Source organism: uncultured Deefgea sp. (assembly GCF_947072475.1).
GTDB lineage: Bacteria > Pseudomonadota > Gammaproteobacteria > Burkholderiales > Chitinibacteraceae > Deefgea.
The window spans coordinates 1-23,349 of record NZ_CAMTIA010000034.1; the positions used below are offsets into that span (position 1 = coordinate 1).

Genomic DNA, 23,349 nt, shown 5'->3' on the forward strand with positions numbered 1-23,349 from the left:
GCGCGACGGCCAATTTAATATCGCGCTGATAAAAATACGCCACATTATCTAAGGCGTGATCAAGCTGCCCGGTGGTTTCGCCAATATGCAACATCCGCAGCACCAGCGGCGGGAAAAACCGCCGCTGAGCAAAGCTGGCGGCCAGCCCTTGCCCCTCGCTCATCGATTGCGTAATCCGCTTTAATGCCGCAGCCATCACCCGATGGCCCACCACGCCTTGGCAAATTCGTAAGCAATCCAAAATAGGAATCCCTGCGCGATACAGCAATGCAAAACAACTCGCAAACCGCGCCAAAATGATTTTTTGTTGAATCGGCCCCAACACCGGTATTTGCAATTGCCAAGCCGCAAACCGATCGGCCCAACGCGAGTCATGGCGCAGCAACCACGCCAGTCCGCCATACACCGCAGCGGCAATCACCAGTAGCAGCCACCAAAAATGCTGTAAAAAATCCGCCAGCGCCAATAATAGCTGGGTATGCCAAGGGATTTTTTGCTGCATCGCTTGCAAAAATCCGAGTAATTGCGGGACTAAATACAGCAATAAGAACACCCCTACCGCCAAAACCAAGCCGGCGACAAACATCGGATACAGCATGATTTTCTGACTGTGTTCAAGTAATTCATCTTGCCACTGAATCGACGCGCTTAAGCCGTTTAATACCGTCACCAATTGCCCGCTCACTTCGCCAGCGTGAATCAATTGCACAAACACCGCGTCAAATACCAAAGGATGCGCTGCCAAGGCTTGCGACAATAAACGACCGCCTTCAATATCTTCGATCAGTGTCGCGAGCACTTCACGAAATCGAGGCCGATCTAGGCTATCGCGTAAATCAATTAAACCGGCCAGCAAGGGCACACCCGCGCCGAGCAATTGCTCAAGATGAAAAGTAAACAGCATTAAATCACGACGACTAATCCGATCTCGCCGCCAAAGTCGGCGTCGGGCGGCACTGGTTTTAGCGTCGATCAGCGTTAAACCCAGACGCGACAAACGCGCTTCAATCTCGGCCAAATTGGCCGCATCCATCGCGCCACGCTCGATATGCCCTTGCTCATTCGCGGCACGATATTCAAACTGCATCAGCTTAAGCGCTCGCTCAAGTCCACCACCCGGCGAATTTCGTCCAGCGTTGACAGCCCTTCGCGAACGCGGCGGCAGGCGTCATCGGCCAAGCTGGTAAAGCCCTTACTGATGGCCAACTGGCGGATTTCTTTGAGCGTGGCGCGGCGAGCGATCAGCTCGTCTAAATCAGCGTCGAGTTTTAAAATCTCACTCACCGTACTGCGGCCTCGATAGCCTTGCTGTGCACACGCCGCGCAACCGACAGCACGATAAAGCTGCATATCTGGGGTATCAATCTGCAATAATTGCCGTTCATCCGCATCAGGGCTATACCCCTCACGACAAACCATACACAGCGTACGAACTAGGCGCTGTGCAATAATCGCCAGCATATTGCCCGAAAGAATATCGGGCAGCACGCCAATATCCAGTAAGCGCGGTAATGCGCCAATGGCTGAATTACTGTGCAAGGTTGAATACACCAAATGCCCGGTCATCGCCGCTTGAAACGCCATGTCGGCGGTGGCATGATCGCGAATTTCACCCACTAAGATCACGTCGGGATCTTGCCGCATCATCGAGCGAATGCCGTTGGCAAAATCCATTTTGGACGCGTCGCTAATCGACGTTTGCCGAATCAGCGGCAAGGGGTATTCAACCGGATCTTCCAGCGTCATGATATTGAGCGCGACTGAATTGATGTGATTCAAAATCGAATACAAGGTGGTGGTTTTGCCCGATCCGGTGGGGCCGGTGAGCAAAATCATCCCGGCTGGCCGGCGGATCATTTGCTGCAAAAGGGCTAAATTGGCGGCACTTAAACCCAGCTCCAGCAAGCTGAGCAAGCCTTGCTGACGGTCTAAAATCCGCAGTACCAGATTTTCACCCCAACGGGTCGGCTGGGCCGAAACCCGAAAATCAATGGCTCGCCCAGCCAAAGTCAGCGAAATTCGTCCATCTTGCGCAGCACGCGTTTCGGCAATATTCATCTGCGCCAGCACTTTTAGCCGCACCACCATCGCTGGCCAATAGGTTTTGTGCAGCGCCCGAATTTGCCGCAAGACGCCGTCAATTCGATAGCGAATTCGGACAAAAGACGACTCCGGCTCAAAATGAATATCCGACGCGCCACAGCGCACGGCGTCAGCCAATAAGGCATCAATCAAACGCACCACCGGTTGCGAGTATTCAAATTGCGTGTGATTTAAGCTGCTGTAATCAATTTCACCGGTTTCGATTTCGCGCAAAATGCCATCAATCGATAACTCAAAACCATAATATTGATCAATGGCGCGGATTAAATCCGACTCGGCGGCCAACACCACCTCGATTTCAAACTGACCTTCGGTATGTAGTCGTAACTGATCAATCTGTAATAAATGATTGGGATTGGCCATGGCGACAGTCAGTTTGGTCTGCGCTGGATTTAAGCCTATCGGCAAAATCAATAAGCGCTTGGCCATCGCCTTCGGGAGCAAAGCAATCGCTTGCGCATCGCAAATCACCCGATTTAAATCAATACTGATTTGGCCTAGATTTTCAGACAGTGCTTCGCGCAAAACGTGATCGGATAAAAACCCCAAGTCCACTAAAATTTTGCCCAATAACAGCCCCGATTGGCGCTGCTCAAGCAAGGCGATGCGCAGTTGATCGTCAGAAATCAAGCCTTTATCGATTAATTGCTCGCCCAAGCGCCGTTTAGTGCTGTGCGACATATTGCGCCTCACTCGACACTGGCTGCGCGCTTAAGGCCGCAATCCGTTGCTGCACGGCCGAACGATCAAACGCCCCGACCCCTTGTAAGGCTTGTCGATAATATTGCAGCGCCAATGTGGGCTGCTGCAAATGATCCAAGCTCACCGCTAAATTAAATGCCGCCGTGGCGCTGGGGTTTTGGCTATAGACGATAAAAAACTGCGCCTGCGCTTGGCTCCAGCGCTGCTCGCTGGCATAAAACTGCGCCAAAATCTGTGGGTCGGCTTGGCCGCTTTGCTCTAATTGCAAAACATCTTGCTCGGTCACCGCTTGCGGCAAAGCCAATAACGCCTGTTTGGCAGCGGTATCTGCCGGGTGTTGCTGCAAGATGTGGCGATACAGGCTGTGTGCGCGCGCTACATCACCGCGAATTTGCGCGATGGCCGCCAAACCCAAAGCGGCATCGCGCTGCCGAGGATTTTGCTGCATCGCTTGCTGGTAATACTGCTCGGCCTGGGTAAATTCACCCCCTTGGTAGGCTTGCCATGCTTGCTGTAATGGATCCGTCGTGTTCACCGGCATTCGTTCAATCTGCATGACGCTGCGCGGCGACCCGATGGGCAGTACTGGCTGCACGCTGGCGTTAAATTGTGCTTGAGGCGCTGAACGAGTAAGACCAATCACCGCTGCTGCTGGCGATTGAATTAGCTGGGTATTTATACCCAGCGCTTTGTTTGATGGCTCTGCATTAATATACCCAGCTAACTGAGTATTCAATGGCCATGCCGCCATCGTGACAACGGCGGCACTGGAGATCGCTTGACTAGAGACCGATTCACTAGAGACCGCTTCACTCGGAGCGGAGGCACTCGGGGCGGACTCACTGGGTAGCGATGCGCTCGCCATCATCGGTTTTGCTGAGATTTGATACGGCAAAAACACCACCACTAGCCCCAAGCCAAGCAAGACGCCACCACCGACAATCAGCCACGGCAAGCTTGCCGCCAGCATGCGCTTGATTTGGCTGATGCGGTTTTTTTCTGCCGAATTGACCATCGTGGCCGCCGGATTGAGCGCGCTTAAATCGACCGCCAATTCAGAGGACGCCGCCATCGGCGCGGCAGAGTGCGCAGCATCCCAATCGAGCGCCGCTACCTCGTCCTGTCGCTCGGCAACGGGCTCTTGCTGGGCGTAGTCTAAACTTGGCAAACTCATTGCGACTGCCCCGTCCAAGGCATCAGCCCACTGTGAAACGCCGACAATTCTGGCGCTGATTTTGAATCAAAAAAATCAGCGCTTGGCAAAATACGCGGGTCAACGCCTTGATCTTTAATCATGATCGGGCGCAAAAACACCACCAATTCTATTTTGCTGACTTTGTCGTCGCGATAACTAAACGCATCGCCAATCCACGGCAAGCGCGATAAACCCGGCACGCCTTGGCGTAAATTAACTTGCTTGTCTTGAATTAAGCCACCCAAGACAGCGATTTGACCGCTGGCAATTTTGAGCGTCGAATCAAACTCGCGCACCTGCAATTCCGGCACCAAGCTTTTTAATGCCACCTTGGTGGTCGACGCAATAATCGCCACCGCCGGATCTTCGACATAACCGCTGACATTGGTAATAGTCGGCCGCACATTCATCGAGATCGCGCCCGATTCAGAAATCTGCGGCGTCACTTGCATCACCAAGCCCACCGGCACGGTATGCAGCACGCTCTCATACGCCGCAGGGGTAATGATGCCATTGGTGTCGGATGTGGCAGGTGTGACGGTGATGGTGAAATAAACCAGCTCTTCCACGACTTTCATCACCGCCGGTTGATTATTCAGCGCGGTAATTTTGGGGCTAGAGAGCACTCGGGTTTTGCCAAATTGCTCGAGTAATTTCACCGTGGCATTAAAGTTATTACTCTTGTAAGCCAATAAACTCACCGGTGCCGTCGCCAGATTATTCGCCAGTACGCTTTGGCCAAAACTCCAACCGGCACCAGTGGCGATTTGCGCCCAATCAATGCCCGCCTGATATTGGTCACTGAGCACCACTTCAACAATCGTGGCCTCAATCAAGACTTGCCGCTGCGCTGAGGCTTGAATTTTGGCCAGATACTCGGCGATTTTTTGCTGCGATTTTTGCGTTGCCCGAATGCTAATGGTGCCGGTTTCGGGATGGATGACCACCAAATTTGACACCGGTGTAACGGATGAAGCCGCCTGTACGGCTTGCTGCTGGATGGCGAGGGTTTCGGCTTGGATTTTGTCGATTTGCGCCAGCGTTTTTTCTAGCTTGGCGCTGTTTTCAATGGCGCTCGTTGGTGCCTGACCTGGCAGCAAAGCTTGCTGGGCGGCGTATTGACTGAGTTTGCTCGTTGCGGCGCTCGTTGGCGTTGGCTCAATTTTAATGTCGAGGATTTCTTTTAAATTACTTTCTAAGCGCTGCCAAAAGAGATTTTTCGACTCGCTATCAATCGCCGAAAACGAGGTACTACCGGTGCTATTGCTGGCATTACTCGGGTCTGAAACCGATTTCACTGAATTTAAAATATTTAAACTCGAGCGCATACTCCGCTGCAAATTAAAATAATCCAGCTGATAAATGCGCAGCGTTGGCGTGTCGGGCACCACGGTGAGCACGCCATTGACCATGCTCCAACGAATATCGGTTTGCGCGGCAATCCGCTCCAAAATCTGCGGCAGCGTTTGGTTAATCGCATTCAACGTCACCACGCCACTCACCGCCGGATGCACGTCGATATTGATGCGCGCATCTCGCGCCAAGGCAAACAATAAATCGTGTACGCCCAGCTGGCTCACCACCACGCTATACAGTTCGAGTTGCTGACGCACATTGGGCTTGGGTAAAACCGGAATCGATGGCACCAGCTGCGGAATCGCGGCGATAGGCTCTGAAGCGACGGGGCTCGTTTGACTGATGTGCCCAGTGGTTTGTAAACCGTTGGATGTTGAGCAAGCACTACCCAATAGCAAGAAACATCCTGCGATACACAAAGCCTTTTTCATGCTTGATTCTTTTTGTTAACTTACCTCAAACTAGCATAACTTTTAAAAATTCAAAGTTTCAGCGACGCGCAATTTCATCTAGTCGCGTCGCAACAACATTTCACCGCGCAACACCCAGATAACACTTAAAAAGCAAAATAATCATGAAATGCATTTTGATCTCGGACATCAACAACAAACCGATGTGCGGTGGAGAACTGGCCTTACTGCTGCCAAAGGATATGCAGCTACATCTATTGTCACTAGCTAACCTTGTCGGAAAGCCTGATCTATCAGGTATGGAGTTGCACGATCACCTTATACATCAAGGCGGCATGACGCGAGCCGTTCAACAACTATTGAAACAACATCAAACGACGGATATTGCTATTGGATACAGCGCAGGGGGCACCGTATTATGGCGGGCGTGTTTAGCTGGGCTAAACTGCACCGATCTGTTTTGTCTGTCATCCACTCGGCTGCGTAATGAATCCAATAAACCAACTGCGCGAACCCATATATTCTTCGACCAAGGTGACATCACCATTTCAAGTCAAGAAAAGCTACTACAATTATCCGACCATTTTTACCTGATTGGTCACGATGGACACACAGCCTATTTGAACCCAAATAGTAAAATGAGCCAACTCGCAAGACGGCACGTTCACGAAGCAATCGCAGAAAACCCGTCAAAACCAAGTTGTATCAGAATCATCTAGTCGCGCAGCAACAACATTTCTCCGCGCAACACCCCGATAGTCTGGATTTTGCTTTTACGCTGCGGATGCGCGCGCTCAAGCCGTTGCCTCATGGCTTGCGCTTTGTTTGTATCGGGATAAAGCCCAGCCAAAACGCCCCATGCCAAGTTGCCATTGAGTAAAGTCGGATACACCAACACCCGATTAGCCCCCAGATGGACTTCTAAATCGCTAACTAACTGCTCTAAACGCAATAACTGATTTTGCGGCACTTTGGAGACCAAAATCGTCACGCTACTGGCATCCGCAGCGATCAATTGCTTATTTGAACGCATCACTCTTTCATTGAGCAACACCGGTGCGGTGGCGGCACGCGCTTTGATTTCAGCGTTTTCACTGAGCGAGGCGAGCTTTTCCGTTGTAGGCCACAGCAATGGCGCATTGATTTGCGGTGCATTGGGATAAAAATACCAAAACAGCAGCGGCAAAGCAGCAATGAAGAGCATTGCCAGCCATCGCCCAATCGGGCTAAAACAAGGCGGCGATAAAGACCGATCTTGCAATACGCTTTGCACATGCTTGGCCTCCACACGAACGGCATGATCAGCACATGCCGCAAGCATGGCCTGATCCGCAATCTGATTAATCTGCCGGCTGAGCCCTTGCGCGCCTTTGGCAATCAATTGCACCGCCGGCGTACTAAACAAGGTTTCCCCTTGATAACCCGCCGCCGATAAGCGACAAGCCAAATACTCAGAGACCTCTTCGGCCGTGAGCAAAGGCAAAACCAAGCGCTGACTCACTCGTTCGCGCAAAGAACACCAAGCCGTATTAGCCCACTGCTGCTCTAGCTCTGGCCGCGCAAACAGCACCATCTGTAATAAGGGCTGCGATCTAACCGTCAAATCACTCAGTAAGCGTAATAGCTCAAACGATTCAAGTGGCATCGCATGCGCAGCATCAAGCAATAACACCACGCGCCGGCCAGCGACATGCCGACGGATCAACTCAGTTTCGATTTGATCCATGACTTGATCGCGACGGCTTGCGCTGCGTTGGATCTGTAATTGCGCTGCAATCGTGAGTAAAAATTCATGCTCAAGCGCAGTTTGGTGAGGCAAAAATATCGCATCAACTCGGCTCGATAGCCGTGCGAGCAACATTCGGCACAAGAGCGTTTTACCCGCACCGATTTCAGCGATCACTTGGATCAAACCTTCTCCCGCCTCAATGGCACTCAATACGGTATTGAGCACCTTGCCACGACCCGCACCCAAAAAGAAAAAATCAGGATGCGAGGTCAAACGAAACGGTGGGCTATGTAAACCAAAATACGTTTGATACAAAATGAAACCCCATGCCATGCGCCGTATTGCAGCGGATAAAAAACAAGATTTTGCCTGTCACACAGCATAGCTTTTGTTTAATTAAATTGTAAGTAAACGTAAAGAAAGAATCTACGCCAGCAACACTGGCCAAACATTGTGGGCCCGCCACCGCAAGAGATAAGTCAATTAGTCAGGTGTGCGAAAATATATACACGGTATAATCCGACTTTATGATTGAAGAAGCGGCAAGCCAGTCATCAGCGCAATGACGGTGACGCGAGTTCTTTTGCTGCAACGCAGCATCAATAATGACCTCTAGCCTGTATACTTAGAAAGCCATAAAATTCGTTTTCAATCACTCAGTTAAAATCCATGAACCTGCTTGAATTTCAAAATGTCAGCTTTTCCTATGCTGAAAACCAGATATTGCGCGACGTTTCTTTATCGGTACGCCGTGGTCAACTGGTGGCAATCATGGGTGGATCGGGTTCGGGTAAAACCACGCTGCTCAAATTGATTGGCGGCCAATTACAGGCCCAACAAGGCGCAGTCTGGCTCGATGGGCAAGATGTGGGCCAACTCAACGAGCACGATCTGTATCAAATGCGGCGTAAATTGGGCATGTTGTTTCAATTTGGGGCGTTATTTACGGATTTATCGGTGTTTGATAACGTGGCTTTCCCGCTGCGCGAGCGCACTCAATTGCCTGAATCGATGATTAAAGATTTGGTGTTGATGAAGCTTGAAGCCGTCGGTCTACGCGGCGCGGCGCAGCAAATGCCGCATGAATTATCTGGCGGTATGGCAAGACGCGTGGCTTTGGCACGCGCCATTGCTTTAGACCCTGCGGTGATGCTGTATGACGAACCGTTTACCGGTTTAGACCCGATTTCTTTGGCCACGGTGGGCAAATTAATTCGTGAACTCAATGATGCTCTTGGTACGGCGTCGATTGTAGTGACGCATGATGTGGCCGAATCGCTGGCGATTGTCGATTACGTGTATTTCTTAGCCGACGGCTGCGTGGTGGCCGAAGGCACGCCGGCAGAAGTCAAAGCGTCAACGCATCCCTTTGTGCAGCAATTTATCAATGCACGCCCCGATGGCCCTTTGCCATTTCATAAACCCGCTGCGCCGTATGCTGAACAACTGGGTTTGTCATGATCACGGCGCACACACAATCGCCGCACAATGGCGGCAGGAGGTAGGGCTTGCTGTTTAATTTTTTTAGTCGTCTTGGCGCGCCACTGACCAACGTCTTGATTAAGCTGGGTTTTGCTTGCCGATTTTTAATCGCGATTGTGCGGCATTCAGGCAGCTGCCTATTGCGCCCGCAATTGACGATGCGTGAGATTTGGTTTGCTGGCGTGTTATCGGTATTGATTATTTCGGTGTCGGGATTGTTTGTCGGCATGGTGTTGGCGTTACAAGGCTATGACACGCTGCAACGCTTTGGCGCATCGAGCTCGCTCGGGATTTTAGTCGCCTTGTCCTTGGTGCGGGAATTAGGCCCAGTGGTCGCCGCGCTGCTGTTTGCCAGCCGCGCGGGTAGTGCCATCACCGCTGAAATTGGCTTAATGAAAACCACCGAACAATTATCGGCGATGGAAATGATGGCCGTTAATCCAATTGCCCGCGTGGTTGCACCGCGCTTTTGGGGTGGAGTGATCTCCATGCCTTTGCTGGCAGCGATCTTTAGCGCCATGGGTATTTTTGGCGGTTACTTGGTTGGCGTGCACTTATTGGGCTTGGACGACGGGAGTTTCTGGTCGCAAATGCAAGGCGCGGTCGATTTTCGCCTTGATGTGATGAATGGCATCATCAAGAGTGTGTTCTTTGGCTTTGCAGTGTCTTTAATCGCCGTGTTTGAAGGCTACGATGCACCGCCAACTGCAGAAGGTGTGTCGCGGGCAACGACGCGCACGGTAGTCACGAGTTCTTTAGTTATTTTGGCGCTGGACTTTATTTTGACCGCGTTTATGTTCCGAGGGGTTTAATAGTGAAACGAGGCATGATTGATTTTTGGGTGGGCTTATTTGCCGCAGCTGGTATTGCCGCCCTGTTGTTTTTGGCGTTACAAGTCAGTAGCTCCAGCAGTTTACCCGCCACATCGAGCTATGAATTAAGCGCTGACTTTGAAAACATTGGTGGGCTCAAACCGCGCGCACCGATCAAAAGCGCCGGGGTAGTCGTTGGCCGCGTCAGCAGCATTAGTTTTGATAACGAGCGCTATGTCGCTAAAGTCGAAATGGCGATAGATAGCCGTTACCATTTTAGTAAAGACAGCTCGGCCGAGATTCTAACTTCAGGTCTATTGGGCGAGCAATATATCGGCATCACCCCAGGCGCAGACGAGAAAAACCTCGTCAATGGCGATCGCTTTAAAGTCACCTCTTCAGCCATTGTGCTGGAGCAACTCATTAGTCGCTTTTTATTTAGCCAAGGCGACAAAGCCAACAACTCGGAGCAATAAATATGTACCCGCTTTTTAGTAAATTATTATTAATTATCACTTTGAGCTTTACCGCTGCGGTCAGCGTTGCTAACGATAGCCCAGAACAAATCGTGCGTAGCACCAGTAAAGACGTGCTCGATATCATTAAAAAAAATGAGAAAGACAATAGCAAAATGCGCGACTTAGTCGATCAACGTCTGTCGCCATTGGCCGATTACAATCGGATGACTTCGCTAGCGGTGGGCCGTTACTGGAAAAGCGCGACCCCCGCGCAGCAAGATGCGCTGAGCAAAGAATTTCGCACCATGATGATTCGTACTTATCTATCGGCGCTGACTTTATACAAAAATGCGCAAATCAATGTGCGCGGTACGCGTGCTGGTAACGACGCCAGCGAGCAAACCGTGCGCACCGAAGTGAGCTTACCGGGCCAAAAACCGATTCCGCTGGATTTTAGCTTTGAAAAAATCGGCAGCGAATGGAAAGTATTTGATATCAGCGTTGAAGGCATTAGCTTTATCAATAATCATCGCAACCAATTTGGCGCAGTGATTCGCAAAGATGGGATTGATGGTTTGATTAAATCGCTGAGCGAAAAAAATAACACTTCACGTCAAAACAAATGACGACCGCAATCCGTATCGGCGCTCAATTAAACTTTGCGAGCAGCCCTGCTGCGCTCAATCTGCTCGACGCCTCATTGTCGCAATCCGAGCTCACGCTCGATTTTAGCGACTTAAAGCAAGTCGACTCGAGCGCTGTTGCCGTGCTGCTCGAATGGCAGCGCCGTGCTAGCGCGGAGCAATGCACATTACGGCTGATTCATTTACCCGCTAATCTGCTGCAACTGATCGCCGTTTATGGCTTAAGTCATTTTTTTTATAATGCCAGCGAAAGCGAATCAAGTTGCTAAAAATGCTCTCTATACTTCATCCATCTAACTTGCTTTTTGAGTCTGCCATGTTACGCCGCCTGATTGTGTTTCCCTTATTGCTGCTCGGTGCTTGTGCAACACCGCAAAATAATTACGACCCACTCGAGCCGATCAACCGCCCGATTTATCAAATGAATAAAGCGGTCGATGATGCAGTGCTACGTCCTGTCGCCAAAGGCTATGTGCGCTTTGTGCCGCCGCCGCTACGTAAAGGCGTGGATAACTTTTTTGAAAATATCGACGATTTATTCAGCATTCCCGCCGCCCTATTGCAAGGCAAAGCCACGCCAGCGTCCAAAAGCTTTGGCCGAGTTTTGGTCAATTCAACCGTGGGTGTGGGCGGTCTAATTGATTGGGCCAGTGATTTACCGATTGAAAAACAAAATGAAGACCTAGGCCAAACCCTCGGTTATTGGGGTCTGCCTACAGGGCCTTATTTGATGGTGCCATTTTATGGCCCGACTACCTTACGCGATAGCGTAGAGCCCTTGTCGCGCTTTATTTGGGGGCCGATTGATTATGTCGATGATTTAGCCGGACAAATCACCTATTACAGCGTCTACATCGTCAATGCTCGGGCACAAATCCTACCGCTAGACAAAATCATCAACGAACAAGCGGATCCTTACGCGTTTATCCGCGACAGCTATTTGCAACGCCGCTGGTTTAAAATTCACGATGGCAATCCACCGTTTCCTTTACCCATGGGCTCAGCAGAAGACTTAGACGCAGATGCTGACTCAGAAGAAGCAGCACCGATCGCCAGCGCCCCCAGCGCAGTCAACCCGGAAACCCCATGAGCGCAATTACTTTTGACCACGTAAGCAAACAATTTGGCGACTTTACCGCACTGAACGACATTAGTTTTCGCGTTGAAGAAGGCGATTTCTTTGCCCTACTTGGCCCGAATGGGGCGGGTAAAACCACGCTAATTTCTATCCTTGCTGGCCTGAGTAAAGCCAGCCAAGGGCACACCAGAGTCATGGGTTACGATGTTAGCAGCGATTATCGTCAAGCGCGGCGCGCTGTCGGCATCGTGCCGCAAGAATTGGTATTCGATCCTTTTTTTACTGTGCGCGAAACCTTGCGATTTCAATCGGGCTATTTTGGTTTAAAAAACAACGGTGCTTGGATTGACGATATTCTCGAAAACCTCGGCCTAACAAGTAAAGCCGACGCCAATATGCGCACCCTTTCCGGGGGTATGAAGCGCCGCGTTATGGTAGCTCAAGCCTTGGTGCATAAACCCCCAGTTATCGTGCTTGATGAACCGACTGCTGGGGTGGACGTCGAATTACGGCAAACATTGTGGGCCTTTATTCGCAGCCTCAATCAAGCTGGCCACACCATTGTGCTCACCACGCACTACCTCGAAGAAGCGCAAACGCTGTGTAATCGCATCGCCATGCTCAAGCAAGGCCGCTTACTGGCGCTAGAAAACAAAGAACAAATCATGAGCCGAGGCGCAGCACGCACCGCGCTGATCAAACTCACTACCGGGCAATGGCCAGCGGCTTTGCAATCGCTGTTGCTGCGCGAGCGGGACAATGGCTTTGAAATCAAACTCGCAGACTGCAATGCACTTGAGCATATTTTAATGACCTTGCGCCAAGCGGGCCTTACGCTCAAAGACATCGAAATTGCTCAAGCTGATTTAGAAGACATTTTCGTTCAAATGATGAGTGCTTAAACGCGCGCCACCGTCCCCTTACCGCATCACCTTAGGCAACGACAATGACCGGTTTTTACACGCTGTTTTATAAAGAAATATTACGTTTTTGGAAGGTTGGCTTTCAAACCGTCGCCGCGCCGATTTTGACGGCATTGATGTATTTATTGGTGTTTTCACAAGTATTAGCCGATCGCGTCCAGCCCTTAGCAGGCGTGAGCTATACCGCGTTTTTGATTCCCGGTTTAATGATGATGAGCATGCTGCAAAATGCTTTTGCCAATACCAGCTCGAGCATTATTCAATCCAAAGTCACCGGCAGCATGGTGTTTGTCTTGCTGCCACCGTTGTCGCACTTTGAGTTTTTCTCGGCCTATACCTTGGCCGCAATTGTGCGTGGGCTAGTAGTGGGACTAGGGGTATCGCTCACCGCACTAATATTTGATATGCCTAGCCTTAAATACCCCTTATGGATTTTGATTTTTGCACTATTAGGCTGTGGCATCATGGCGGTATTGGGCATGATTGCTGGGATTTGGGCCGAAAAATTTGATCAACTGGCCGCGTTTCAAAACTTTTTGATTATGCCGCTGACTTTTTTGTCTGGCGTGTTTTACTCGATTCATAGCTTGCCGCCATTTTGGCAACAGGTCTCGCACTTTAATCCGGTTTTTTATATGATTGACGGCTTTCGCTACGGATTTTTTGGTCAAAGTGATGTTAATCCATGGCTTTCTTTGTCCGTAGTCGGATTTAGTTTACTTATTCTCGCCGCAATGGCCTTCTCCTTGATAAAATCGGGATACAAAATTCGCCGCTAACTTTTTACTCCAGCGATAATTTCATCGCCTAGAGTCGATTTGACCCCCTAAAGAGCATCATGACGCCAGAACAAGTACAAGCCCTTATTGCCCAAATCCTACCTTGCGAACAGCTGGATGTAGAAGGCGATGGCCATCATTTTTATGCCACGATTGTCTCAAGCCGCTTTGAAGGTTTGGGTTTACTGGCGCGGCATCGCTTAATCAACGACGGTTTAAAATCCTATATCGACTCGGGCGAGCTGCACGCAATTTCAATGCGCGCGACCCTCACTCCGGCTGAAATGGCCAAACGTTAATGGCCGACCCCGATAAACGTTTTAATTTATCGGCCATTGATGACGCCAAAGCCGTTATTGAACAAGCCAAAATCGACGCCAGAAAACCCCAAGATCGCCGTAGCATGGGCCGTTTAGTTGCACTGAGCAATTTGCCATGGCTAATGGGTATTGTCGCTTGGGTGTGGTGGACTTGGTTTAAATAAAACTTCACCGTCGCCAAGCCACTGCCAGCATGCGATCTCGCATTCGATGCTGCGCAAGCCATGCGCCGACGGATTTCATTGCCTATTTCGTTTTTAGAGAATTGATACATCATGGACAAATTAAGAATTATCGGTGGTCAGCCACTGGCGGGTGAAATTACTATTTCTGGCGCAAAAAACGCCGCACTGCCGATTTTATGTGCCTGCTTGCTCACTGCTGACACATTGCGCTTGACCAATGTGCCGCAATTGGCTGATGTGAAAACCACGCAAAAATTACTACAAGGCATGGGCGTTCGCGTGATGACCGATAACGTCCACGAGTACGAGCTCACTGCTGCAGAACTCACTAGTCTCACTGCGCCGTATGAATTGGTTAAAACCATGCGCGCTTCAATTTTGGTACTCGGCCCAACACTGGCTCGCTTTGGTGAAGCGCAAGTGTCTTTGCCTGGCGGTTGCGCCATTGGCGCGCGCCCGGTTGATCAGCACATCAAAGGCCTTGAAGCCATGGGCGCTGAGATCACCATTGAGCATGGCTACGTCAAAGCCAAAGGCCGTCTCAAAGGCGCGCGCATTGTATGCGATATGGTCACCGTCACCGGCACAGAAAACCTATTGATGGCGGCCACGCTGGCCGATGGGATTACCGTGATCGAAAACGCGGCACGTGAACCCGAAGTCGTTGATTTGGCAGAATGCCTGATCAAAATGGGTGCCAAAATTACCGGCCACGGCACTGATACCATTACCATCGAAGGCGTTGCTAGCTTGCATGGTGCAGAACACGCCATCATCGCCGACCGTATCGAAACAGGTACTTTCTTAATCGCCGCCGCCGCCGCGCAAGGCAAAATTTTACTCAAAAATACCCGCACTGATATTCTCGACGCCGTACTGGATAAATTACGCGAAGCCGGCGCTTATATCGAAGCCGGTGAAACGTGGATTTCACTCGAGATGAAACACCGCGCTCGCGCAGTGAATTTACGCACGCTGCCGTATCCGGCCTTCCCAACCGATATGCAAGCGCAGTTTATGATGCTCAATTGTATTGCTGAAGGCACCGGCGTGGTGACTGAAACGATTTTTGAAAATCGCTTTATGCATGCGCCTGAATTGGTTCGCATGGGCGCAAAAATCAATACCGAAGGCAATACCGCCATCATCACCGGCGTTGAAAAACTCTCTGGTGCCGTAGTGATGGCCACTGATTTACGCGCTTCTGCCAGCTTAGTCATTGCCGGTTTGATTGCCGAAGGCGAAACCATTGTCGATCGCATTTACCATCTTGATCGCGGCTATGAGCACATTGAAACCAAACTCGCTGGCATTGGCGCAAGTATTGAGCGATTCCATTAATGTTCAATATCAACCCCAAACCGGCAGGGCAAGATAGCGACGGCAAAGTCAAACCTCCGACGCAGGCAGAAAAAACCAGCGCTGTGATTTTGCATTTGTCCGGCTTATCTTGGTTGCCGATTATGCCGCTGCAAGTATTGGCGCTGATTGTTCCTTTTTTAGGTTTGCAATTTGCCCGCGCGCACTCCGAATTCGTTGAACAACACGCGGTGCAAGTGTGTAATTTTCAAATGTTAATGGCGTGTTTTTATGTCTTGGCGCTGATTGCGACCTTGTTCTTTAAAACACCCATCTTTATTTGGTGGGTGGCCATTGGGGCGTCTTTGTTTTCAGTTTGGGAAGCGGCTAAAGCAATGAATGGCTGGCCTGCTAAATACCCGGCCGGCCTCAAATTATTTAAATAAAACCGTGGCGCTTGCGCCACTGCTGGAACCCTAATGATTACGATCGCGCTATCGAAAGGCCGTATTTTTGAAGAAACACTGCCACTATTGGCTGCGGCAGGGATTGTGCCCAGTGAAGCCCCCGAAAGCACCCGCAAGCTGATTATCGGGACCAACCAAGCCGATGTGCAGCTGATTATCGTTCGTGCTTCCGATGTGCCCACTTATGTGCAATACGGCGCGGCCGACTTAGGCGTCGCCGGTAAAGACGTACTAATCGAGCATGGCGGCCAAGGTTTGTATCAGCCACTGGATTTAGAAATCGCCAAATGCAGTCTGATGGTGGCAGTACAAAATGGCTTTGATTATGCCGAAGCGGTGAAACAAGGTGCGCGTTTACGTATCGCCACTAAATACACCGAGCAGGCTAAAGAGCATTTTGCCAGCAAAGGCGTGCATATCGATTTAATCAAACTGTATGGCTCAATGGAATTAGCGCCCTTAGTCGGTTTGGCTGATGCCATTGTCGATTTGGTTTCGACCGGCAGTACGCTCAAAGCCAATGATTTAGTCGCAGTTGAGCATATTCGCGATATTTCGAGTCGTTTAGTCATCAATCAATCGGCACTCAAACTCAAGCAAGCGCGGATTCAACCCATGCTCGACGCGTTTACGACCACGGTTAACAGCCGGAAAAACTAAGCACCATGCCGTGGCGAAATTGGATTAGTTGGCGCAAAGCGCCATTTTATGCGCTGGCCATGATGTTTTGCTGGCCATGGCTATTACAACTTTTCACCTTTACTCATATTAATGAGCGGCTGATTTTTTTTATCGTTGCCATTTACGCCAATTATTTTTACTTTATTTTTAGTATTGCTAAAGGCCAGCGCCTAAGCGAAGGCGTGACGCCCGAACATGCAGTTTGGTTGTTTGTCTTAAGTAATATCATTTTGGCCATGGTGTTTGCGATCGGTTGGCATCATTTTGCTGTATTTGGTCCACCGCTGCATTGCCTGAAAGAGCCGACGTTACTACAGGCGATTTATTTTTCAGCTGAAGTTTTTTCTACCGTCGGTTTTGGCGATTTACTGCCGTGTTCTGATCAAGGGCAAATGCTATTTATTGCCGAATCACTGATTGGGACCACGCATTTTGGCGTGTTTATGACTTTAATTTTTAGTCGGGTGATTTTTCCGCAGTCCAAACCCAAAACGCCGCGTAAGCCCAAAATCGAGCCCACAACCGAACTCAACGACGATCACGCGGTCAGTCAAACTGACCACCCCACTTCTTCGAATTTATGAGACCTTGTGAGATGAAACCCTCAACAGCATCCAATCTAAAAACACCGTTTATTTCAAAAATCATTTTTAGTAGCCGCTGGCTACAACTGCCGATTTACTTAGGGCTGATCATCGTACAGGGCGTGTATGCCTATAAGTTTTTAGCGGCACTATTTAATATGCTGATGAATCTAACTTCATTGAGCGAAACCCAAATTATGCTCGCCGTATTGGGTTTGATCGACGTGGTGATGATTGCGAATTTATTGCTCATGGTGACTGTTGGCGGTTACGAAACCTTTGTTTCTCGACTGCACATTGATAATGATCCTGACCAGCCTGAATGGCTAAATCACGTGAACGCGACGGTACTCAAAGTCAAACTTTCGATGGCGATTATCAGTATTTCATCGATCCACCTATTGCAGACCTTTATCAACGCCGCACAAACCTCAGAAGCCACAATGAAATGGCAAGTGATTATTCATTTGTCTTTCCTCGTGTCTGCTGCGGCGCTCGCCTACACCGATAAACTGCTGCATTCGGTATCTAATCCGCACTAAGCACTGCGACCTTCATGCTCAGCGCCGTCCAATATGGGCGGCGTTTTTTATTGCTATCGAGCTCTAAATCGAAAAGCAAAAATTGCGCCTAGCGCGGTCACTTCCCTGCGTTTTCAACTTGCAGCCTTAAATGACAATTCGCTGGATCGCTGCCGATAGACGGATAAGTCAGGGTATAATCAAGGCCATTCTTTCTTGCTTTGGGTCTACGCCATGATTCGCCGTTTTGATTCTACCTCGAACGATTTCCACGCCGAGCTCACCGCACTACTGGCATTTGAAACCTCGCAAGACCCGCAAGTTGACGTTCGCGTAGCGGCGATTTTGGCTGATGTAAAACAGCGTGGCGACGCTGCAGTGATTGAATACACCAATCAGTTTGATGGCACTGCAGCGCAAACCATGGCCGATTTGGAGCTAAGCCAAGAAGAACTCAAAGCCGCTTTTGAGCGCCTACCACAAGAGCAAGCTGCGGCATTACAAGCCGCTGCCGCGCGCGTGCGTAGCTTTCATGAAAAACAAAAAATGGCCTCATGGTCGTATGAAGACGAAGACGGCACGCTGCTCGGCCAGCAAGTGACTGCACTCGATCGCGTTGGGATTTATGTTCCTGGCGGCAAAGCGACTTATCCATCGTCGGTACTGATGAACGCCATTCCCGCCCACGTTGCTGGCGTAAAAGAAATCATCATGGTGGTGCCAACGCCACGTGGCGAGCGCAATGATATGGTGCTCGGTGCGGCGTATGTTGCAGGTGTGAGCCGGGCATTTACCATTGGTGGCGCGCAAGCCGTTGGCGCACTGGCTTTTGGCACGCAAACTGTGCCGCAAGTCGATAAAATCACCGGGCCCGGCAATGCCTACGTGGCTGCTGCCAAACGCGCCGTGTTTGGTATCGTCGGTATTGATATGGTGGCCGGCCCATCCGAAATTTTAGTGATTGCCGACGGCACAACGCCTGCCGATTGGGTGGCGATGGATTTGTTTAGCCAAGCCGAACACGACGAAATCGCTCAGTCGATCTTGCTGTGCACCGATGCCGCTTACTTGGCTCAAATCGAAGCCAGCATTGCTAAATTACTACCCACCCAACCACGCAAAGATATTATTAGCGCCTCACTAGCCAATCGCGGCGCGCTCATTTTAGTCAAAGACTTGGCTGAGGCGTGCGAAATTAGCAATTACATCGCACCAGAGCATTTGGAATTGTCCGTTGCCGATCCTGACGCGCTATTGCCGCAAATCCGCCACGCGGGAGCGATTTTTATGGGGCAATTCACTTCAGAAAGCTTGGGCGACTATTGCGCAGGGCCCAACCATGTGTTGCCAACCGCCCGCAGCGCGCGTTTTTCTAGCCCGCTCGGGGTGTACGACTTCCAAAAACGCTCGTCAATTATCAAAGTATCTGCAGCCGGCGCGCACAAGTTGGGCAAAATCGCTAGCGTTTTGGCGCACGGCGAAGGGCTAACTGCGCATGCCAATGCCGCTGAACTGCGCTTTAAAGCCTAAAGCAAACAGCCCCACAATCACGATTGTGGGGCTGTATATTGCACATTAAAATAACAAGGTATTGCTATATAGGCCAATACAGATAAATCCTGCAGCCATATACCCTAAATAAGTAATTCACTTAAACCACTCAAATCGGGTGCAATATGCTGCACCATCGCCGCATTTAAATGCAGCAAAATAAAATTCACTCGGCGCGCTAAATCATCGGCTAATTCAAACTGCTCGGTACTGCGAGCATAACGCTCAGCCTGTTCGCTTAAACGCATTTCTATATGCCGTAAACCATCTGCTTTGGCAATCAGCAAGCCACGCTGAATCATGGCCAGCGCCGATAAAGGCTGCCCTTTTTTCGCCATTAATTGCGCAGATAAAGCCAATAAATTGGCCTCGGCCCAATGATATGGCGTGCTAGCGACAATGGCTAAACCATCGGCAATCAAGCCTTCGGCACTGATTAAATCCCCGGTTTCTAGTTTGATTTCAGCCAAGCGATATAAGCTGGTCGCCGCATAATGCGGTAGTTTTTGCTGTAAACACCGCTGTAAAGCGTCGCGTAATAATGCGGTCGCCGCCGCAATTTCACCGATTTTTTTTAAACTAACTGCCCAATTAATTTTGGCCTTCACCAATAAGAACACCTCCGAATGGCCCGTCAATAGGCCATGGGCAAGACACTGCATTTGCTCAGCCAAAACATAGTCACCACCAGCATCGCAAATCTGCCCCAAACCCATCAGCGCCAAGCTGCGCGTTTTTAAAAACGCGGTTTGTTTGCCACATATCACTGCGCATTGCTGCCAATGTTCCAGCGCCTGGGGATAACACGCTTGCGAGTAATAACAACGGCCGATTTGTTCGAGGATCTCTGGCATGCGCTGCGTTTGCTTAAATTCTTCGGCATACACCAGCGCCTCCGTTAAACAACGAATTGCATGGTTTAAGTCGCCGAGCTGGTCTTCAATTTGTGAGAGCAATACCGCGCAATCAATCAAACATGGCGCATCAAATACCGCTCTTGCCTCATCCAGCAAAGCAAGGCACTGCGAGCGCGCGCCAACCGGCTCAAGGAACATCGATTGCGCAACAGCCAACACCCGCTGTTGACGCATCGCTTGCTCAGTTAATTGCAGCTCAATCACAGAATGGATTCACCTATTGTTTAGAACGAAAAATCAAATCAGCAGCACCCGATATGACAATACGTCATCAACAAATCCCCACTTCACGGGGGATGAACGCATTGATGACTGACTTGCTATCGTCATCAATGGCCCAATACTTGAGCGCGCTCGAAAGATAAATGACATCAAAATAAAATCTAGCGCCAGATTGAGCATTGCGTTTCAACCGTCGCTTTGCAACTATGCGAAAGAAAGCGCGTGGCATCAGTAACGATTCGGCGGATTCTGATAGAATAGTGCAACATCATTTTGGTCTGCGCATTTCTGCTCAATGCCCTTGTCCATTGCCAATCTCGAGAACAAATTCATGCGCCAAGTAACAGTTAGCCGCAATACCTTAGAAACTCAAATCACCATCACCCTCAATTTAGATGGCACTGGGATCAGCAAATTTGATACCGGCGTACCTTTTTTTGAGCATATGCTCGACCAAGTCGCTCGCCATGGCCTATTTGATATCGAAATCAAAGCCGTTGGTGATTTGCATATTGACGCCCATCACACGGTTGAAGATGTTGGCATTACCTTGGGGCAAGCTTTTGCTCAAGCCGTTGGCGATAAAAAAGGCATTGTGCGCTACGGCCATAGCTATGTGCCACTGGATGAAGCGCTGTCTCGGGTGGTCGTCGATTTATCGGGTCGCCCCTGCTTGGAATACGATTGCGAATACACTCGCGCGATGATTGGCGGTTTTGATGTCGATTTATTTGGTGAATTCTTCCGTGGTTTTGTCAACCATGCCGCGATTAGCTTACACATCGACAATCTCAAGGGCAAAAATGCCCATCACCAAGCCGAAACGATTTTCAAAGCACTAGGTCGCGCTTTACGCATGGCGGTTGAACACGACCCCCGCATGGCCGGTATCACGCCATCGACCAAGGGCACGCTAGTCGGCTGATTGGGCTAAAAACATTAACCACAGAGACACAAAGGCGCAGAGACCAACCAAGACGAGCAATGAGCACTCCGTCGTTTTTGTTTTTACACTGTTCCCTCTGTGTCTCTGTGCCTCTGTGGTGAAATATTTAAAATGAAAATAGCAATCGTAGATTACGGCATGGGCAATTTGCATTCGGTGACCAAGGCTTTGGAATTTGTCGCCCAAGCCGATGCCGAAATCATCCTCACCGCCGACCCGGCTGTGGTGGCCAGTGCAGATAAAGTGGTCTTTCCTGGCCAAGGTGCCATGCCCGATTGTATGCGTGAACTCGAGGCCAGCGGCTTAAAGCAAGCGGTACTCGATGCTGCGGCCAGCAAGCCTTTTTTAGGCATTTGCGTGGGTGCACAGTTGTTGTTTGAACATAGCGAAGAAGGCGATATGGATTGCCTTGGGGTATTTAAAGGCAAGGTGATTAAGTTCAAGCCAGAAAACATGCACGATGAGCAAGGCCAAAAGCTCAAAGTGCCGCATATGGGCTGGAATGAAACCTTCATTGTGCAAGACCACCCACTATGGGCTGGCATTGCTGACAAAGAGCGCTTTTACTTCGTCCACAGCTATCATTTTTCGCCGACCGAGCCACACGACACCATCATTGAAACCGGCTACCCAAATCGCTTTGCCGTGGCGATTGCTAAAGACAATATTTTTGCCATCCAATGCCATCCCGAAAAAAGCCACACTGCGGGACTGCAATTATTAAGAAATTTTGTGCATTGGGATGGTAAGCAATAAGCTAAGTTGATGTGCTGTTTTAAATCGCTTCGCTCAGTGCAGTTGGTTTTAACCTATACTGCTTACTTGGCTTTGACCTATTAACGACTCTTTTACTTTTATACGCTAACATCATGCTGATAATTCCTGCAATTGATTTAAAAGATGGCCAGTGCGTACGCCTGCGCCAAGGTGAAATGAACGATGCCACCGTATTTTCTGACGATCCAGCAAGCTTCGTCAGTCATTGGCTCGATCAAGGTGCGCGTCGAATGCATTTAGTCGATTTAAACGGTGCATTTGCGGGTAAGCCAAAAAATTTGGCAGCGGTAAAAAAAATCCTCGCGGCCATCAATGGCGATGTGCCGGTGCAACTAGGGGGCGGTATTCGCTCGCTGGAAACCATCGAGATGTATCTGGATGCCGGGATTGATTACGTCATTATTGGTACTGCCGCAATCAAACAACCGGGGTTTTTACACGAAGCGTGTGATGCCTTTCCGGGGCAAATCATCGTCGGTCTCGATGCCAAAGACGGCATGGTGGCCACCGATGGTTGGGCCAAAATCACCGATCACAATGTCATTGACTTGGCCAAACGCTTTGAAGGCTATGGCGTTGAAAGCATTATTTACACCGATATCGGCCGCGATGGCATGTTGTCTGGGGTGAATATCGAAGCCACGGTCAAATTAGCCCAAGCTTTAACCATCCCAGTCATTGCCTCTGGCGGCCTGACTAATTTAGACGATGTGCGTAAATTATGCGCAGTGGCTGATGAAGGCATTGAAGGCGTCATCACTGGCCGTGCCATTTATGAAGGCACCATCGACTTTGCCAAGGCACAAGACTTAGCGGATGAACTTTCCGCCTAAATCATCAGCGAGGGCGCATGGAAAAACCAGACTGGTTCAATTGGGCAAGCGATGAGAGAAAAACCGGCGAATGGATCCGCACGAATAATCCCGAATGGTTTGCCGAGGTCTGCCAGATCTTGTTTGAATATGACCCGATGACGATTTCGCTGATTAGCGAGCCGGAAGGCTACGCCCCAGAAGTCGGCAGTATTCTGCGCAGTCTACCGCAGTGCTTGAACGTCGATGACGTACAACAACTTCTTTTTAATGTTTTCACCCAATGGTTTACGTCCGAATTTGCTGGCAGCCGCAGCCAATACGCTGAAGCGGCCGCTGCCATTTGGGAAAACTGGAAACAGCAACAACTCGATTAATCTGCGGTGCCTCACCGCA

At 50.0% G+C, this 23,349-nt stretch carries 27 protein-coding genes; 21 read left to right on the plus strand and 6 right to left on the minus strand.

What is annotated here, in order from left to right:
• The 4 genes from Q0V82_RS11135 to Q0V82_RS11150 all read right to left on the minus strand — a co-directional run.
• On the minus strand, nucleotides 1-1,087 hold a 1,087-nt coding region (locus Q0V82_RS11135; RefSeq protein ID WP_297575734.1), incomplete at its 3' end, for a type II secretion system F family protein.
• Nucleotides 1,087-2,784: a GspE/PulE family protein gene (locus Q0V82_RS11140; protein WP_297575736.1), complete on the minus strand. Its 1,698-nt coding sequence runs from the start codon at nucleotides 2,782-2,784 to the stop codon at nucleotides 1,087-1,089. The genes Q0V82_RS11140 and Q0V82_RS11135, both read right to left, overlap by 1 nt.
• Nucleotides 2,768-3,979, minus strand: a complete 1,212-nt coding sequence (locus Q0V82_RS11145; protein ID WP_297575738.1) for a tetratricopeptide repeat protein — start codon at nucleotides 3,977-3,979, stop codon at nucleotides 2,768-2,770. The genes Q0V82_RS11140 and Q0V82_RS11145 overlap by 17 nt, the downstream gene beginning before the upstream one ends.
• A complete protein-coding gene (locus tag Q0V82_RS11150) occupies nucleotides 3,976-5,787 on the minus strand; it encodes a pilus (MSHA type) biogenesis protein MshL (protein WP_297575740.1) in 1,812 nt (603 codons plus the stop codon). The genes Q0V82_RS11145 and Q0V82_RS11150 overlap by 4 nt, the downstream gene beginning before the upstream one ends.
• Before the next feature lie 143 nt (nucleotides 5,788-5,930).
• Here Q0V82_RS11150 and Q0V82_RS11155 point away from each other — a divergent pair, with 143 nt between their 5' ends.
• Nucleotides 5,931-6,485, plus strand: a complete 555-nt coding sequence (locus Q0V82_RS11155) for a hypothetical protein (protein WP_297575742.1) — start codon at nucleotides 5,931-5,933, stop codon at nucleotides 6,483-6,485.
• Here Q0V82_RS11155 and Q0V82_RS11160 read toward each other — a convergent pair.
• Entirely contained in the window at nucleotides 6,482-7,828 is a 1,347-nt protein-coding gene (locus tag Q0V82_RS11160) for an ExeA family protein (RefSeq protein WP_297575744.1), read from the minus strand. The two genes, Q0V82_RS11155 and Q0V82_RS11160, sit on opposite strands and share 4 nt — an antisense overlap.
• Nucleotides 7,829-8,164: 336 nt before the next feature.
• Here Q0V82_RS11160 and Q0V82_RS11165 point away from each other — a divergent pair, with 336 nt between their 5' ends.
• From Q0V82_RS11165 to hisD, 16 genes are all read left to right on the plus strand, one after another.
• Nucleotides 8,165-8,956: an ABC transporter ATP-binding protein gene (locus tag Q0V82_RS11165; protein WP_297575746.1), complete on the plus strand. Its 792-nt coding sequence runs from the start codon at nucleotides 8,165-8,167 to the stop codon at nucleotides 8,954-8,956.
• A 47-nt stretch (nucleotides 8,957-9,003) separates the two neighbouring features.
• Nucleotides 9,004-9,789, plus strand: a complete 786-nt coding sequence (gene mlaE, locus Q0V82_RS11170; protein WP_297575748.1) for a lipid asymmetry maintenance ABC transporter permease subunit MlaE — start codon at nucleotides 9,004-9,006, stop codon at nucleotides 9,787-9,789.
• A gap of 2 nt (nucleotides 9,790-9,791) precedes the next feature.
• Nucleotides 9,792-10,265, plus strand: a complete 474-nt coding sequence (gene mlaD, locus Q0V82_RS11175; RefSeq protein ID WP_297575750.1) for an outer membrane lipid asymmetry maintenance protein MlaD — start codon at nucleotides 9,792-9,794, stop codon at nucleotides 10,263-10,265.
• Nucleotides 10,266-10,267: 2 nt separating this feature from the next.
• Nucleotides 10,268-10,873 carry a phospholipid-binding protein MlaC gene (locus tag Q0V82_RS11180; RefSeq protein ID WP_297575752.1) on the plus strand — a complete coding sequence of 202 codons (606 nt, stop codon included), beginning with the start codon at nucleotides 10,268-10,270 and terminating at the stop codon, nucleotides 10,871-10,873.
• A complete protein-coding gene (locus Q0V82_RS11185; RefSeq protein WP_297575754.1) occupies nucleotides 10,870-11,160 on the plus strand; it encodes a lipid asymmetry maintenance protein MlaB in 291 nt (96 codons plus the stop codon). The genes Q0V82_RS11180 and Q0V82_RS11185 overlap by 4 nt, the downstream gene beginning before the upstream one ends.
• Before the next feature lie 47 nt (nucleotides 11,161-11,207).
• Entirely contained in the window at nucleotides 11,208-11,981 is a 774-nt protein-coding gene (locus tag Q0V82_RS11190; RefSeq protein ID WP_297575756.1) for a VacJ family lipoprotein, read from the plus strand.
• Nucleotides 11,978-12,871: an ABC transporter ATP-binding protein gene (locus Q0V82_RS11195; RefSeq protein WP_297575758.1), complete on the plus strand. Its 894-nt coding sequence runs from the start codon at nucleotides 11,978-11,980 to the stop codon at nucleotides 12,869-12,871. Before Q0V82_RS11190 ends, Q0V82_RS11195 begins: the two co-directional genes overlap by 4 nt.
• 44 nt (nucleotides 12,872-12,915) lie before the next feature.
• A complete protein-coding gene (locus Q0V82_RS11200; protein ID WP_297575760.1) occupies nucleotides 12,916-13,671 on the plus strand; it encodes an ABC transporter permease in 756 nt (251 codons plus the stop codon).
• Between the two features lie 56 nt (nucleotides 13,672-13,727).
• Nucleotides 13,728-13,970 (plus strand): BolA family protein, encoded by a 243-nt coding sequence (locus Q0V82_RS11205; RefSeq protein ID WP_173534600.1) that lies wholly within the window; start codon nucleotides 13,728-13,730, stop codon nucleotides 13,968-13,970.
• Nucleotides 13,970-14,155, plus strand: coding sequence for a hypothetical protein (locus tag Q0V82_RS11210; protein ID WP_297575762.1), 186 nt, complete (start codon nucleotides 13,970-13,972; stop codon nucleotides 14,153-14,155). The genes Q0V82_RS11205 and Q0V82_RS11210 overlap by 1 nt, the downstream gene beginning before the upstream one ends.
• Nucleotides 14,156-14,266: 111 nt before the next feature.
• Nucleotides 14,267-15,517 (plus strand): UDP-N-acetylglucosamine 1-carboxyvinyltransferase, encoded by a 1,251-nt coding sequence (murA, locus tag Q0V82_RS11215; RefSeq protein ID WP_297575764.1) that lies wholly within the window; start codon nucleotides 14,267-14,269, stop codon nucleotides 15,515-15,517.
• Nucleotides 15,517-15,921 (plus strand): DUF4870 domain-containing protein, encoded by a 405-nt coding sequence (locus Q0V82_RS11220; RefSeq protein WP_297575766.1) that lies wholly within the window; start codon nucleotides 15,517-15,519, stop codon nucleotides 15,919-15,921. Before murA ends, Q0V82_RS11220 begins: the two co-directional genes overlap by 1 nt.
• 33 nt (nucleotides 15,922-15,954) lie before the next feature.
• Complete coding sequence (hisG, locus tag Q0V82_RS11225) at nucleotides 15,955-16,602, plus strand: ATP phosphoribosyltransferase (protein WP_226764280.1); 648 nt, start codon at nucleotides 15,955-15,957, stop codon at nucleotides 16,600-16,602.
• 5 nt (nucleotides 16,603-16,607) lie between these two features.
• Nucleotides 16,608-17,207, plus strand: a complete 600-nt coding sequence (locus tag Q0V82_RS11230) for a potassium channel family protein (RefSeq protein ID WP_297575769.1) — start codon at nucleotides 16,608-16,610, stop codon at nucleotides 17,205-17,207.
• A gap of 11 nt (nucleotides 17,208-17,218) precedes the next feature.
• Nucleotides 17,219-17,749, plus strand: coding sequence for a TIGR00645 family protein (locus tag Q0V82_RS11235; protein ID WP_297575771.1), 531 nt, complete (start codon nucleotides 17,219-17,221; stop codon nucleotides 17,747-17,749).
• Nucleotides 17,750-17,962: 213 nt separating this feature from the next.
• Entirely contained in the window at nucleotides 17,963-19,258 is a 1,296-nt protein-coding gene (hisD, locus tag Q0V82_RS11240; protein WP_374758541.1) for a histidinol dehydrogenase, read from the plus strand.
• A gap of 104 nt (nucleotides 19,259-19,362) precedes the next feature.
• Here the strand turns inward: hisD and Q0V82_RS11245 are convergent, their stop codons facing one another.
• Nucleotides 19,363-20,400: a hypothetical protein gene (locus Q0V82_RS11245; protein ID WP_297575773.1), complete on the minus strand. Its 1,038-nt coding sequence runs from the start codon at nucleotides 20,398-20,400 to the stop codon at nucleotides 19,363-19,365.
• A 349-nt stretch (nucleotides 20,401-20,749) separates the two neighbouring features.
• On the opposite strand from Q0V82_RS11245, the gene hisB reads away from it, so the two are divergent.
• The 4 genes from hisB (at nucleotide 20,750) to Q0V82_RS11265 (ending at nucleotide 23,330) form a co-directional block, all read left to right on the plus strand.
• Entirely contained in the window at nucleotides 20,750-21,343 is a 594-nt protein-coding gene (gene hisB, locus Q0V82_RS11250) for an imidazoleglycerol-phosphate dehydratase HisB (protein WP_173532543.1), read from the plus strand.
• A gap of 132 nt (nucleotides 21,344-21,475) precedes the next feature.
• A complete protein-coding gene (hisH, locus tag Q0V82_RS11255) occupies nucleotides 21,476-22,120 on the plus strand; it encodes an imidazole glycerol phosphate synthase subunit HisH (RefSeq protein WP_297575776.1) in 645 nt (214 codons plus the stop codon).
• A gap of 113 nt (nucleotides 22,121-22,233) precedes the next feature.
• Complete coding sequence (gene hisA, locus Q0V82_RS11260; protein WP_297575777.1) at nucleotides 22,234-22,974, plus strand: 1-(5-phosphoribosyl)-5-[(5-phosphoribosylamino)methylideneamino]imidazole-4-carboxamide isomerase; 741 nt, start codon at nucleotides 22,234-22,236, stop codon at nucleotides 22,972-22,974.
• A 17-nt stretch (nucleotides 22,975-22,991) separates the two neighbouring features.
• Complete coding sequence (locus tag Q0V82_RS11265; RefSeq protein ID WP_297575778.1) at nucleotides 22,992-23,330, plus strand: hypothetical protein; 339 nt, start codon at nucleotides 22,992-22,994, stop codon at nucleotides 23,328-23,330.
• Nucleotides 23,331-23,349 lie beyond the last annotated feature (19 nt).

Excerpts from the sequence above, each read along its gene's own strand:
- Q0V82_RS11140 (WP_297575736.1), bottom strand. The coding sequence starts at position 2,784 with ATGTCGCACAGCACTAAACGGCGCTTGGGCGAGCAATTAATCGATAAA.
- Q0V82_RS11145 (WP_297575738.1), bottom strand. The coding sequence starts at position 3,979 with ATGAGTTTGCCAAGTTTAGACTACGCCCAGCAAGAGCCCGTTGCCGAG.
- Q0V82_RS11150 (WP_297575740.1), bottom strand. The coding sequence starts at position 5,787 with ATGAAAAAGGCTTTGTGTATCGCAGGATGTTTCTTGCTATTGGGTAGT.
- Q0V82_RS11155 (WP_297575742.1), top strand. The coding sequence starts at position 5,931 with ATGAAATGCATTTTGATCTCGGACATCAACAACAAACCGATGTGCGGT.
- Q0V82_RS11160 (WP_297575744.1), bottom strand. The coding sequence starts at position 7,828 with ATGGCATGGGGTTTCATTTTGTATCAAACGTATTTTGGTTTACATAGC.
- Q0V82_RS11165 (WP_297575746.1), top strand. The coding sequence starts at position 8,165 with ATGAACCTGCTTGAATTTCAAAATGTCAGCTTTTCCTATGCTGAAAAC.
- Q0V82_RS11180 (WP_297575752.1), top strand. The coding sequence starts at position 10,268 with ATGTACCCGCTTTTTAGTAAATTATTATTAATTATCACTTTGAGCTTT.
- Q0V82_RS11185 (WP_297575754.1), top strand. The coding sequence starts at position 10,870 with ATGACGACCGCAATCCGTATCGGCGCTCAATTAAACTTTGCGAGCAGC.
- Q0V82_RS11190 (WP_297575756.1), top strand. The coding sequence starts at position 11,208 with ATGTTACGCCGCCTGATTGTGTTTCCCTTATTGCTGCTCGGTGCTTGT.
- Q0V82_RS11195 (WP_297575758.1), top strand. The coding sequence starts at position 11,978 with ATGAGCGCAATTACTTTTGACCACGTAAGCAAACAATTTGGCGACTTT.
- Q0V82_RS11200 (WP_297575760.1), top strand. The coding sequence starts at position 12,916 with ATGACCGGTTTTTACACGCTGTTTTATAAAGAAATATTACGTTTTTGG.
- Q0V82_RS11210 (WP_297575762.1), top strand. The coding sequence starts at position 13,970 with ATGGCCGACCCCGATAAACGTTTTAATTTATCGGCCATTGATGACGCC.
- murA (WP_297575764.1), top strand. The coding sequence starts at position 14,267 with ATGGACAAATTAAGAATTATCGGTGGTCAGCCACTGGCGGGTGAAATT.
- Q0V82_RS11220 (WP_297575766.1), top strand. The coding sequence starts at position 15,517 with ATGTTCAATATCAACCCCAAACCGGCAGGGCAAGATAGCGACGGCAAA.
- hisG (WP_226764280.1), top strand. The coding sequence starts at position 15,955 with ATGATTACGATCGCGCTATCGAAAGGCCGTATTTTTGAAGAAACACTG.
- Q0V82_RS11230 (WP_297575769.1), top strand. The coding sequence starts at position 16,608 with ATGCCGTGGCGAAATTGGATTAGTTGGCGCAAAGCGCCATTTTATGCG.
- Q0V82_RS11235 (WP_297575771.1), top strand. The coding sequence starts at position 17,219 with ATGAAACCCTCAACAGCATCCAATCTAAAAACACCGTTTATTTCAAAA.
- hisD (WP_374758541.1), top strand. The coding sequence starts at position 17,963 with ATGATTCGCCGTTTTGATTCTACCTCGAACGATTTCCACGCCGAGCTC.
- hisB (WP_173532543.1), top strand. The coding sequence starts at position 20,750 with ATGCGCCAAGTAACAGTTAGCCGCAATACCTTAGAAACTCAAATCACC.
- hisH (WP_297575776.1), top strand. The coding sequence starts at position 21,476 with ATGAAAATAGCAATCGTAGATTACGGCATGGGCAATTTGCATTCGGTG.
- hisA (WP_297575777.1), top strand. The coding sequence starts at position 22,234 with ATGCTGATAATTCCTGCAATTGATTTAAAAGATGGCCAGTGCGTACGC.
- Q0V82_RS11265 (WP_297575778.1), top strand. The coding sequence starts at position 22,992 with ATGGAAAAACCAGACTGGTTCAATTGGGCAAGCGATGAGAGAAAAACC.